This is a genomic window from Cryomorphaceae bacterium 1068, assembly GCA_027214385.1.
Lineage (GTDB): Bacteria > Bacteroidota > Bacteroidia > Flavobacteriales_D > Cryomorphaceae > JAKVAV01.
The window spans coordinates 36,661-48,267 of record JAPVXR010000011.1; the positions used below are offsets into that span (position 1 = coordinate 36,661).

At 44.1% G+C, this 11,607-nt stretch carries 12 protein-coding genes; 9 read left to right on the top strand and 3 right to left on the bottom strand.

What is annotated here, in order from left to right:
• Nucleotides 1-11 precede the first annotated feature (11 nt).
• Genes O3Q51_13315 through O3Q51_13340 form a run of 6 tightly spaced genes read left to right on the top strand, consistent with a single transcriptional unit; the run spans nucleotide 12 to nucleotide 6,129 of the window.
• Nucleotides 12-956, top strand: coding sequence for a GNAT family N-acetyltransferase (locus O3Q51_13315; protein ID MCZ4409793.1), 945 nt, complete (start codon nucleotides 12-14; stop codon nucleotides 954-956).
• Entirely contained in the window at nucleotides 953-2,176 is a 1,224-nt protein-coding gene (locus O3Q51_13320) for an O-antigen ligase family protein (protein MCZ4409794.1), read from the top strand. Before O3Q51_13315 ends, O3Q51_13320 begins: the two co-directional genes overlap by 4 nt.
• A complete protein-coding gene (locus O3Q51_13325; GenBank protein ID MCZ4409795.1) occupies nucleotides 2,167-3,198 on the top strand; it encodes a glycosyltransferase family 2 protein in 1,032 nt (343 codons plus the stop codon). Before O3Q51_13320 ends, O3Q51_13325 begins: the two co-directional genes overlap by 10 nt.
• Before the next feature lie 2 nt (nucleotides 3,199-3,200).
• On the top strand, nucleotides 3,201-4,286 hold the full coding sequence (gene wecB / locus O3Q51_13330; GenBank protein MCZ4409796.1) for a UDP-N-acetylglucosamine 2-epimerase (non-hydrolyzing): 1,086 nt from the start codon (nucleotides 3,201-3,203) through the stop codon (nucleotides 4,284-4,286).
• Between the two features lie 59 nt (nucleotides 4,287-4,345).
• The gene (locus O3Q51_13335) at nucleotides 4,346-5,542 is read left to right on the top strand and encodes a DegT/DnrJ/EryC1/StrS family aminotransferase (protein MCZ4409797.1); all 1,197 of its coding nucleotides are present in this window, start codon (nucleotides 4,346-4,348) and stop codon (nucleotides 5,540-5,542) included.
• On the top strand, nucleotides 5,539-6,129 hold the full coding sequence (locus tag O3Q51_13340; GenBank protein ID MCZ4409798.1) for a sugar transferase: 591 nt from the start codon (nucleotides 5,539-5,541) through the stop codon (nucleotides 6,127-6,129). Before O3Q51_13335 ends, O3Q51_13340 begins: the two co-directional genes overlap by 4 nt.
• Here the strand turns inward: O3Q51_13340 and O3Q51_13345 are convergent.
• From O3Q51_13345 to O3Q51_13355, 3 genes are all read right to left on the bottom strand, one after another.
• Nucleotides 6,126-7,025 (bottom strand): transglutaminase-like domain-containing protein, encoded by a 900-nt coding sequence (locus tag O3Q51_13345; protein MCZ4409799.1) that lies wholly within the window; start codon nucleotides 7,023-7,025, stop codon nucleotides 6,126-6,128. The two genes, O3Q51_13340 and O3Q51_13345, sit on opposite strands and share 4 nt — an antisense overlap.
• 102 nt (nucleotides 7,026-7,127) lie before the next feature.
• Nucleotides 7,128-8,027, bottom strand: coding sequence for a nucleoside phosphorylase (locus O3Q51_13350; protein MCZ4409800.1), 900 nt, complete (start codon nucleotides 8,025-8,027; stop codon nucleotides 7,128-7,130).
• A gap of 34 nt (nucleotides 8,028-8,061) precedes the next feature.
• The gene (locus O3Q51_13355) at nucleotides 8,062-8,799 is read right to left on the bottom strand and encodes a DUF4197 domain-containing protein (GenBank protein MCZ4409801.1); all 738 of its coding nucleotides are present in this window, start codon (nucleotides 8,797-8,799) and stop codon (nucleotides 8,062-8,064) included.
• 93 nt (nucleotides 8,800-8,892) lie between these two features.
• On the opposite strand from O3Q51_13355, the gene O3Q51_13360 reads away from it, so the two are divergent.
• The 3 genes from O3Q51_13360 (at nucleotide 8,893) to O3Q51_13370 (ending at nucleotide 11,516) form a co-directional block, all read left to right on the top strand.
• Nucleotides 8,893-9,855: a GDP-mannose 4,6-dehydratase gene (locus O3Q51_13360; protein MCZ4409802.1), complete on the top strand. Its 963-nt coding sequence runs from the start codon at nucleotides 8,893-8,895 to the stop codon at nucleotides 9,853-9,855.
• Nucleotides 9,856-9,891: 36 nt separating this feature from the next.
• Nucleotides 9,892-10,911, top strand: coding sequence for a DUF481 domain-containing protein (locus tag O3Q51_13365; protein MCZ4409803.1), 1,020 nt, complete (start codon nucleotides 9,892-9,894; stop codon nucleotides 10,909-10,911).
• A 140-nt stretch (nucleotides 10,912-11,051) separates the two neighbouring features.
• Nucleotides 11,052-11,516: a hypothetical protein gene (locus O3Q51_13370; GenBank protein MCZ4409804.1), complete on the top strand. Its 465-nt coding sequence runs from the start codon at nucleotides 11,052-11,054 to the stop codon at nucleotides 11,514-11,516.
• The last annotated feature ends 91 nt before the right edge of the window (nucleotides 11,517-11,607 follow it).

The window sequence follows — 11,607 nt, forward strand, 5'->3', positions numbered from 1 at the left end:
ATGAAAAGCGCGTGGTAACCCGTATCGTAGATAGCTTTATAACTGAAGGCAAAAGTCCATTCTTCTTGTCAGAGTTGTGGTGTGCATCGCTAGGGTCTGAATTAAAAAAGTTAAGCGTTTTTAAGTCCGAAAAGGATAAGGAACCCATTGCCAATTTGACCTTTTATGCCTATCGACGTATGGGTGTAGATGCGGTCATTACTCCGCCAATGGCACCTCACTGCGGGCTTCACTTTTATCACCGCACCGAAAAAAAGTTGAGTCGTTACAGCGATGAAAAAAGAGCCTTAAGATCGATCGCTGAATACCTTGCTGAGAAATATCCATCAGCTCATGTCGATTTAGCTCTTCCTCCTGAGATTAAGGATATTCAGCCCTTCAAGCAAGCCGAGTTTAAATCGGATGTCTCTTATACTTATTTATTGGAAATTGAAAGGAGAACTGAACAGGATCTACTTTCAGAAATGAGTTCTGAGCGACGAAAGAACATTCGAGATGCCGAAAAGAAGGGCTACGATGTCAGAATAAATTCAGAGCCTGAGGCTATTGTCACCTTGGTTCAAGATACGCTCGAATCAAAAGGCGTGAAGTCGAAAACCGAGCAGTTAACTCACCTTATCAAAGAAGGGAAGGGTAAGGTATTCACAGTGTCAGTATTCCGTCAAGACGAATTGCAATCGGCAGCCGTAATCGCTTTAGATAAATCAAAGGCATACTACCTTGCTGGCGGAACAAAAAAGGAAACTGCTGAAGCAGGAGCCTTGGTTCTTTGGAGGGCTATTTTAGAAGCACGAAAACACAGTGTGCAACACTTTGATTTTTTAGGCTCCTCAAATCCTGCAATCGAAAAATTTTTTCGTGGTTTCGGTGGACAGTTAACTCCATACTTCCGCATTATTGCTGACAATGTCGTTTTCGATTTTCTTCGGTCTGCAAAAAGAACGCTAGGGAAATGAATGGAACACGGCGAAATCTCATGCGTGACTTTTCTCTGTACGAAGGTGCTATTTGCCTTCTGGCATTCTCCATCCCCGTTATTAAATACGGTATTCAAATTCCTATTATCCTTCTAGTCATTGCTTGGCTTTTCGCCAAAAAGCAGGTGGATAAAAAAGTCCTTATTCCTATCTTACTTTTTGCTGCGATTTACATCTTCCATCTTATTGCCATGCTTTATACCGAGAATGTCGATAGAGGCTCGAAAGATCTTGTCCAAAAGCTCTCGCTCATACTTTTTCCCGTGATAATTGGAACGGGGCCAAAGCTTAGCGAAAAGATGCGAGCTACCGGGATGAAATTCTTTGTTTTAGGAACCCTGACCGCAGTGCTCTTTGCATTTGTTTCTTCGGCAATAGCTTATAGCTCTTCAGGAATCATTTCTGAATTTTATATGTCGAGTTTCTCGCCATCTCATCACCCTTCTTACATCAGTTTTTACGTGGTTATTGCCTTGGCCATATTGCTTTTGAGAATCGAGAAAAACACGGAATCCAAAAAAGCACCTCCACTTTGGCTGGCTGTTTTGTTTCTAAGCTTAACCTTGATCTTTCCTGCCAGTAAGATGGGGTTCATAAACTGGTCCATGGTAGCTTTCATCTTCCTTTTGAAGTGGCTGATTTTGAAACCGCGTCATAGAAAGTCTGCTCTTCTATTGCTCGGTGTCGGGCTACTATTTTTTCTCTTTATGAAATTTGATCCCGTCGCTAGCGCGCGTATTGGGAAGGCCGTTGAGGTCACTTCACAAATCGATCAACCAAGCAATGAATCGCAAATCGAGAGCAATACGGCTCGCCTCTACTCTTGGAGTACCTCGCTGATGCTGATTAAAGAGAATCCCATTGGTGTCGGCACAGGCGATATCAACGACGCTATGGTTTCCGCATACAGGAAACAAGGTTTAGACGATCTCGCTGCAAAGAGCCTCAACCCTCATAATGAGTTTCTTCAAATTGCGGTTGCTATTGGAATTCCTGCCGCTTTGGTCTTTCTCTTTTCATTGGTTTATCCTTTTGGCAAAATCTTTCGGGAGAAAGATTGGATCTATGGAATTTTTCTCTTGAGCATTTTCATGCAATTTTCCGTTGAATCGATGCTCGAAAAGCAAAGCGGTGTGATCTTCTTTGCCTTTTTTAATGCTTTCTTTTTCTTTTCACCCAAATCTCTAAAATGGGGTTAAAATTCGTTTCGATCATCATCCCCTGCCGCAATGAGGTGAATTTTATTCAAGGCGTATTGAATTCCATCTCGGCTCAAGACTACCCGAAAGATTCTCTGGAAATCATCGTAGCCGATGGAATGAGCGATGATGGAACCAGAGATAAACTGCGTGAGCTATCAAGTTCTTATCCCAACTTAAAGGTGATAGACAATCCGAATCGAGTGACTCCCGATGCGCTCAATTTGGCTATTGAAGCATCGAAAGGAGAGGTGATTGTGCGACTTGACGCCCACTCAAATTACCCTTCCAATTACATTTCAAGATTGGTAACTGAATTGTTCCGTTTGGATGCTGAAAATGTAGGCGGAGTCTGGATTACAACTCCTGCAAACTCTGGGACCGTCGCAACTGCCATTGCCTTAGCTACTTCTCATCCATTGGGCATTGGCAATGCAAGCTATCGCTTGGAGAACCCTGAGATTACGGAAGTAGATACCGTTCCATTCGGCTGTTTTAAAAGAAGCATCTTTGATCAAATCGGTCTTTTTGATACGGATCTGATCAGAAATCAAGACGACGAATTTAACGGGCGAATAATTAAGAATGGCGGTAAGATTTTTTTGGTGCCTGATGTAGAAATCGAGTATTACGCCAGAGCGACTTTTGGAACCATGGTCAAAATGTTTTACCAATATGGACTCTTCAAGCCATTGGTGAATATCAAGTTAGGGCATCCCGCAACTCTCCGGCAATTCGCACCTCCCATTTTTACATTGGGTCTTTTGTGTTTACCCATTGCCCTCTTGTTGGATTGGTTGTTTTTAATTTGGTCAACAATTTATACCATCTATTTTTGGATCAATGCCTTTGTTTCGTCAAAAATTGCCTGGCGGGAAAAAAGAAGCGGTCTTGCGCCTCGCCTTTTTTTGGCATTCTTTCTTATTCATTTTTCTTATGGCTGGGGCTATTTGAAAGGGATATTCAAATTTGTTCTCTTGAAAAATAAGGTCCGTGCAGACCAAACGAACTTATCTCGTTAACGATGATGAAAATCTTAACCATAGTAGGAGCGCGGCCTCAATTTGTGAAGGCAGCCACCATCAGCCGTCAGGTAGCGAATGATCCCGAAGTCGAAGAAGTTCTCGTCCACACTGGGCAGCATTTCGATGCCAATATGAGCGAGGTCTTTTTCACGGAAATGGAAATTCCCAAGCCCAAGTACAATTTGGACATCAACGCTCTCGGTCACGGAGCCATGACGGGTAGAATGCTCGAGGGAATTGAGAAATTGATCCTCGAGGAGAAACCTGATGTGTTACTGGTTTACGGCGATACAAACTCTACCATAGCGGGAGCATTGGCAGCTAGAAAAATTCACGTAAAAGTGGGCCACGTGGAAGCAGGATTGCGCAGCTTCAATATGGACATGCCCGAAGAAGTGAACCGCATTCTCACCGATCGAATCTCTGACTTTCTCTACTGCCCCACGGATACCGCAGTGAAAAACCTTGACCGCGAGGGGTATGCCCTCCTCGGAGCTGAGGTGGTGCGAACAGGAGACGTCATGTACGATGCTGCCTTGTTTTATGCCCTACGCTCGGCTGAACTTTCTACCGTGATCAAAGAGATTCCACACGAAAAATTTGCGCTGTGCACGCTTCATCGCGCTGAAAACACGGATGATCCTGAGCGTCTCACTGCTTTCGTTGAGAGCCTCAATGAAATTCACAAGCAGCTTCCTGTAGTTTGCCCTTTGCACCCGCGAACGAACAAGAAACTGGCCGAGCATGGACTCCAACTCGAGGTTCATACCATCGACCCCGTCGGATACTTCGACATGGTGGAATTGCTCAAGCATTGCCAATTGGTTTTAACCGATAGCGGCGGCTTGCAGAAAGAAGCTTTCTTCTTCAAAAAGCCTTGCATCACCATGCGCGACCAAACCGAGTGGGTTGAATTGGTCGAAAATGGATTCAATGTCTTGGCGTCGCCAAATCGCGAGAGCATGCTATCCGCATTCGAAACCATGACCTCCACAAGCATCAACTTTGAAATGGATCTATACGGCGATGGAAACGCAGCTGCAGCCATTCTCCGTCACCTCAAGGAAGCGATAAAAGGCGCTTAGCGATTTCCTATCTTTGCCCGAAATTATTCCAAGGTATGATACCGTTCTCACCTCCACGCATGGACCAAAAGATTGTCGACGAAGTAACCGATACATTGCTATCGGGATGGATAACGACTGGCCCGAAGACCAAGCGATTCGAAAAGGAGATCTCGGCATACACGGGAGCCAAGACCACCATTTGCTTCAATTCGGCTACAGCCGGAATCGAATTGGTACTTCGCTGGTTCGGAGTGGGAGAGGGCGATGAGGTGATTATTCCCGCTTACACCTATTGCGCCACGGCCAATGTGGTGGTTCATTGCGGAGCCAAACCCGTCATGGTCGACACGCTACCGAATAGTTTTAACCTCGATCCCGAAAAGGTAAGGGAAGCCATCACCGATCGGACAAAAGTTATCGTACCCGTCGATATTGCAGGCTATCCGTGCAATTACGATGAGCTCATAGCAATCATACATGATGAAGCTACTAAAGCGCGATTTTCACCACATACCCCCGAGCAAGAAAGGCTGGGGAGGATAATGTTGATGGCCGATTCGGCGCATAGTTTCGGAGCAACTTACAAAGGCAAGAAGCTAGGCAGCGTTGCCGATGGTACAGCCTTTTCGTTTCACGCTGTAAAAAACCTCACCACCGCTGAGGGAGGCGCCGTTTGCCTCAATATGCCCGAGCCCTTCGATCACGACGAGATGTACCGCATGCTCAATTTGATGAGCTTGCACGGACAAAGCAAAGACGCCTTGAGCAAAATGCAGAAAGGAGCGTGGCGCTACGACGTGACCATTCCCGGGTACAAATGCAATATGACCGACATCCAAGCTTCTATCGGTTTGGTAGAGTTGAGCCGATACGATTCCGAAACCCTGAAACGGCGAAAAGAGATTTGTGCACTTTACGATCGGGAGTTTGCCGATTGCGATTGGGCGGTTACGCCAAAGTTTATCGATGACAACGGTAGCGAAACTTCCTATCACCTATACCAATTGAGAATCGACGGAGCCTCCGAAGATGACCGCGAGGCCATCATTCAATTTATCGCCGATCGAGACATTGCCGTGAATGTCCACTTCATTCCCTTGCCTATGCTTACCGCCTATCGCGAAAGGGGATACCGCATGGAGGATTACCCGAATGCATTCGCGCATTATACCAATGAGATCAGCCTTCCGCTTTTTTTCAATCTAAAGGATGAGGAAGTTAAAGAAGTAGCATCTGCTGTGAAGGATGCCGTGGCGCAGATTCTAAAAAAATGATCAAGTTCCTCTTTGATCGTATTGTTGCATTGATTGGTATTATCATTTTGCTTCCTCTGCTTTTCATCATCGCCATTTGGGTGATGTTCGATTCGAAAGGAGGAGCCTTTTTCGTTCAAACCAGAGTTGGGAAGGATGGTCAACACTTTGGCTTATTGAAATTCAGAACTATGCGTCCTTTATCTGAGAAAAGAGGGAAGCTCACCGTTGGTTCTAATGATCCTCGCATCACACGGTCGGGATTGATTTTGAGGAAGTACAAAATTGACGAGCTGCCTCAACTCTTCAACGTTCTCGTTGCCGATATGAGTTTTGTCGGTCCAAGACCCGAAGTGCCTGATTACGTGGCTTTTTATAACGCTCGACAGAGAAAAGTTTTAAACGTGCGTCCGGGTATTACCGATGAAGCATCCTTGGCTTATTTTAATGAGAATGAGCTCTTGTCGAAAAGCGAAAATCCTCAAAAAACCTACTTGGAAGAGATTATGCCAGCCAAGATTGAACTCAACTTGGCTTATTTAAAGCGAAGGACCTTTCTTTCGGATATTGGTATAATTCTAAGAACGCTGGGGAGAATCGTTTCCTAGAGTCGGTGTTTGCTCACAGCAGCATGAAGCTTCTCAATTTCTTCAACTTTTTCGGGGTAACCCAAACGGTCGTAAGACATAATGAGGTTATTCAATAACCGGATGATCATACTCTTATTGTCACATGGCTCATAATATTTCGGCTCCTCCTTCAATTCCAATTGTTGCAAATAAGAGGTGATCTCATTCTTATGAACGATCGTTCCTTGGCTGAAGGCATTGATGTAAAACAAGACCTTATCATCATCAATTTTGCCTTTCATATGGTTTTCCATGAGCCTCAGAATATTGTACTCATCGACGTAAGCCATGACGAAATGATTCGGCAAATTCACTCCGAAAATTGGAATATCCAGCCGTTGCGCCAACACAATGTAAAGAATACTTAAGCTCAACGGGTTTCCCTTCTCGCTTTCGAGCACCGTATTGATGTAATTATTTTGAGCTGCGTGATAATTCTTCTTATTTCCTCTAAAACCATGAACGTCAAAGAGGATATGGTTCATCACCTTTACTTGCTCAAGTGCCGTGAGTTCATCGTTGAGTTCAATCCAAATCTCCTGATGCAATTTTGTCAATCGATCAAAAGTCTCTGTTTCATCCAAGTCGGGATATTGATACTTGGCTACCATCAATGCACCGGCAAAGAGATCGTCTCCACCGTCTTTGGCCCAATTTTCCAATCCGGAAAGGACTGATTCAAATTGAATATCGTGGATGATGTCCTCTATTCGCTGCTGGAATTCCTGACCGAAAGTGTTTACCTCCCAAACATTTTCCAAACTCGGAATAGCCGCTTCACCGATAGAAACGATACGATCCTTTACCTGACGGTAAATGGTCTCATCGGGATCATCGAGTAGATTAATCAGTGCTTCTATTTCGTTCGAGTTCATCACTTGTTTAGACGAAGATCAGAGGATCTTTGTTTTGTCTAAAGGTATTTTCAAGTGACTTGTCGAATACGGTGGTCTCCCCGTTTTTTAACCGGAGAGATGTTAATGGGCGGATACGCGTTCCAGAACCGTGGCTATTAGCTCCTCCATCGCCACATGATGATCGGTGAGGAACGAGTTGGCGGCGCGGTTGGCTACGACCAAACACACCGTGGTGCATTGGTGTCCCAATGCGGCTCCAAGGCCGAATAAAGCAGAACTCTCCATCTCGTAATTGGCGAGTGGTAGTTCTCCGAAAGAGAAACTTCCCATTCTTTCGTTGATATCGGGCATCGCTACCGGGAGACGTATTTTTCTGCCTTGCGGTCCATAGAAACCACAAGCTGTAGCAGTAAGTCCTTGGATGAATCCTTCTTGGAATTTACTACCTGCCTCTGCCGAGCTTTTTACGGCGTAAGGCTTTATGCCATCCAAAGACCAATTGACATGGGCAGCAAATGACCGAGCGAGTTCAATCTCGTCTTCTTCGAAATGCGCTTGGTAATAATGCATCACGGCATCAAGGCCGATGGCAAAACGACTATGAATAAAACTCCCGGGCTCAATTTCTTTCCTTAGACCTCCCGACGTGCCTATTCGAATAATCTCGAGTGGTTTGGGGTTCTCAATAGTCTCTCGTTTCTCGAAATCGATGCTTCTGAGTGCGTCGAGTTCGTTCAGGACGATATCGATATTGTCAGTTCCGATTCCCGTACTCAAGGCAGTAATTCTCTTTGAGCCGATATAGCCCGTATGCGTCACAAACTCGCGATTGCTGATGACGACATCCGTTCGATCAAAATGCTTGGATATTTTCTCTACCCGACCTTGATCACCAACTACCAAAACGGTGTCAGCCAAGTGTTCGGGTTTTATAGCCAAATGGTAAATGGAACCGTCACCATTGACAGGTAGCTCCGATGGAGCAAATTTGAGCGAGTTATTGAGAGGAAATTTTTTCACGATTTGGCCAATTTACAAACTTCATCAAAACACACTAGCGGCTTTGTGAACCAAAAACCTTTTCGAGAAGCTCTGTTACCCTCGCTGCGGGATCTTCCCTGATCTTTTCCTCTTCTTCCGAAATCAATAGAAAAAGGCCATCCATCGCCTTATCGGTAACGTAAGCTTCCAGATCGGGATTTACTTTTTCTCCTCCTGTAAATGCAGACGCAGTATTGTAGGTCGATACCAGCGGCTGCCAGTATTTCGTTAACTCTACTTCATTTATTGCCTTGTTTACCTCAGGTTCAAAAGCAGTGCGGAGACTGGTTTCAGTGCTCCGACGCAAGTAAGTTGTTGCAGCATCATCTTCTCCTTTTAAAATGGCAAAAGCATCGTTAATGGTCATTGAAGTAATGGCATCAATAAAAATCGGAGCCGCATGCGACACGGCCTTCTCTGCCGCGTGATTCAGGTTTTCTTCAAATTTGTCTACTTGACTTCCCAAGCCAAGTTTCTCGGCAGTTTCTTTTACTTTCTCTGCCTCTTCAGGAAATGGAATCCGAATACGAGGAGTTGAAAGGAATTGGTTTTCCTTTCCGGCAAAATCGACGGCATTATTGGTCCCGACCACCAATGCTTCTTTGAGTCCCGCCGCTACTTCTGATGATGAAAGTCCTTCAGAGGTTTCCAGTGATTCGGTCACCGTTTTCATCGTTTTGCGAAAGCTCTCTTCAGAACATGAGGAAAAGACCAGGCTGATAGCAATGAGCGGAAGAATAATTTTTTTCATGCGGCAATTTTGCCAAAGATAGTGCCAACTATTTCATGAATACTGATAGAATCGTTTTGTAGTCGATGAATGAATGTTTTTATCTTCGCGGGCATGGGTCAAGAAATCCTCGTAACGGGAGCCGCGGGCTTCATTGGTTCGCATCTTTGCGAAAGCTTGTTGGAGCAAGGTCATACGGTTTATGGAATCGACAACTTCGATCCGTTTTATGATCGACGAATCAAAGAAAGAAACCTCGAGTCTTTCCGCAATCACGAGCGCTTCGGGTTTTTTGAGCTGGACCTCACCGATTCAGAAAAGCTCCAAAGAATTCCTGCCTTCGATATGGTCGTTCACTTGGCTGGAAAAGCAGGAGTGAGACCTAGTATCGATGCCCCACAAGATTACGTAGACGCGAATATTACTGCGACTCTAAACGTGTTGGAGCTATGTCGAGCCAAAAGTTGCACCAAAATGGCCTTTGCCGGTAGCAGCAGTATTTACGGTAATTCCAAACACATTCCATTTGTAGAAGAAGGAGTGGAATACGAGCCCATTTCTCCTTATGCTTTTTCTAAGCGTAGCTGCGAGTTGATGAACTACACCTTTCATCATCTCTATCAAATTGATATTTTAAATCTGCGTTTTTTTACTGTCTACGGGCCACGTCAACGGCCTGATTTGGCTATTCACAAATTCACGCGACTCTTAAGTGAAGGAGAATCAATTCCAATGTTTGGAGATGGTTCCACTTCGCGCGATTATACTTTCGTAGCCGATACCGTAGCCGGTATAAACGCTGCTATGGATTATTTACGAGAAAACAGCGACGTTTTTGAAACGGTAAATTTGGGAAACAATCAACCTGTAAAGCTTTCTGACCTGATTTCAAGTATCGGAAATGCTCTGGGTGTAGAACCCAATATCGATCGACAGCCCATGCAACCGGGAGATGTGGACATTACTTACGCCTCTATCGAAAAAGCTAAAAAGCTATTCGGTTATAATCCCAAGACGAGTATCAAAGATGGTCTAGAGAAATTTGTTGAGTGGTACAAGGCCGTAAATCCTCAATAGATTCGGACGTATTTCAAATTCCTATAGTTACATCAGATGAAGAATATATTAGTTGCAAGCTTCTTGTTGACACAAATGGTGTTGTTCGCGCAGAAAGATTCTTTAATATTTGATGGGGGCCAGGTGATTGTGGGTGAAGTCAAAGAGATGAACCGTAATATACTGACCATTGAAACTGACTACAGTAACACCGATTTTAAGATAGAATGGGATAAGATAACCGAATTCTATAGTGATCAACTTTACATGATTCAGATAACTGATCGGACCATCTTCACCAATGCAACCATGTCGTTTCAAAAGCCGGGCGAGTTCAAGATCATAGGTGAATCGAACTCTGGTTATGTACCAATGAGTGAGGTTGTATATCTCAGGCAAGTGGATACCGGTTTTTGGAGCAAGTTGTCTGCATCAATTGATTTGGGGTTCAACCTGACCAAAGCGAGCAATCTTCAGCAATTCAATGCCTCCACGACGGTGGGGTATAAATCGGCCCAATGGACTTATAGAGTCACTTATCAGCAAAACCGTTCTGAGCAGGATGATGTTGATCCCGTGCGCAGAACAGAAGTAAATGCAAATGCGGATTACGCTCTGCACAATGGAATCTTCTTTGGAGCCGGTGTGAACTTTCTGAGCAATACCGAACAATTACTCGACCTGCGGACAACAGGATCGGCCGGGGTAGGTTATTACCTGGTCAGAAACAATGAGATGTATTGGCAAAGCACTTTTGGAGTAGCTATTAACAATGAGAATTTTACCGATGTGCCGGAAGAGCCCTCCGAAGATCGAGATAGTTTTGAAGGACTGTTGGGTACTGAACTGAATCTGTACAACCTTGGAGATATTGACTTGTTTACAAACATCATCTGGTACCCAAGTTTTACAGAGGAGGGCCGTAATCGGATTAATTATTCCATTGATGTTTCCTACGATATGCCGTTGGATTTTTACATCAAAACGGGGCTAACAGTAAACTACGATAATCAACCCGTAGCAGGTGCTTCAGAAACGGATTACGTTTTTACAGGAGGGATCGGCTGGGAGTTTTGATCGGGTATAGATGCTTTTAATCAATGGTTTAATTTGAATTATTATTTGATTTAAAAAGTATCTTTGCTGCTTTCGTTAGAGCGTTTAATAGCGCTTAAAGATGATCCAATTAATCAGTGTAAAACCTTAATATGATTCAAATGAAAAAATTAATTCTTTCAGCATTAGTGTTCCTTTTTGCAGCTACTACTTTTGCGCAAGAGGGTGAGCTTGATACCAAGTGGACCAACTACATGGTGGAAACAGAACGTCGAATGATTTTTGATGAAGCGATGGATTTGGAGTCTCCTAAAAAAGAAGCTTTTTGGAAGATTTACGACGAGTATGAGAAAGAATTGGAAGGCTTTCGTACTAGCTACATGACTGACTTGAAAAAGTATGCTGAAGAGTATGCTACTATGACAGATGAGCAGGCCAATGAGCTGATAGCTTCAAGTTTCAAGCGTAAAATGGGCCGTATGAAACTGCAAAAGAAGTACCATGCGCAGATTGTGAAAATGGTAGATGCAAAGACTGCAGCTCGATTTGTTCAATTGGATGATGCGATCAGTATGCTGCTCAGATTGAGTGTAATGGATGAGATTCCTTTTATAGGAGATTATTAATCTGTTGATGAAAAATATGGAAGCCGAAATGGAAACATTTCGGCTTTTTTTATGCAATTTCTCAAAGGATATATTTTCATAGCTTCACTTC

What these genes read in the sequence shown, in the direction of transcription:
- wecB (MCZ4409796.1), top strand. Translation starts at nt 3,201, where the DNA reads ATGATGAAAATCTTAACCATAGTAGGAGCGCGGCCTCAATTTGTGAAG.
- O3Q51_13340 (MCZ4409798.1), top strand. Translation starts at nt 5,539, where the DNA reads ATGATCAAGTTCCTCTTTGATCGTATTGTTGCATTGATTGGTATTATC.
- O3Q51_13325 (MCZ4409795.1), top strand. Translation starts at nt 2,167, where the DNA reads ATGGGGTTAAAATTCGTTTCGATCATCATCCCCTGCCGCAATGAGGTG.
- O3Q51_13365 (MCZ4409803.1), top strand. Translation starts at nt 9,892, where the DNA reads ATGAAGAATATATTAGTTGCAAGCTTCTTGTTGACACAAATGGTGTTG.
- O3Q51_13355 (MCZ4409801.1), bottom strand. Translation starts at nt 8,799, where the DNA reads ATGAAAAAAATTATTCTTCCGCTCATTGCTATCAGCCTGGTCTTTTCC.
- O3Q51_13345 (MCZ4409799.1), bottom strand. Translation starts at nt 7,025, where the DNA reads ATGAACTCGAACGAAATAGAAGCACTGATTAATCTACTCGATGATCCC.
- O3Q51_13370 (MCZ4409804.1), top strand. Translation starts at nt 11,052, where the DNA reads ATGAAAAAATTAATTCTTTCAGCATTAGTGTTCCTTTTTGCAGCTACT.
- O3Q51_13335 (MCZ4409797.1), top strand. Translation starts at nt 4,346, where the DNA reads ATGGACCAAAAGATTGTCGACGAAGTAACCGATACATTGCTATCGGGA.
- O3Q51_13360 (MCZ4409802.1), top strand. Translation starts at nt 8,893, where the DNA reads ATGGGTCAAGAAATCCTCGTAACGGGAGCCGCGGGCTTCATTGGTTCG.
- O3Q51_13320 (MCZ4409794.1), top strand. Translation starts at nt 953, where the DNA reads ATGAATGGAACACGGCGAAATCTCATGCGTGACTTTTCTCTGTACGAA.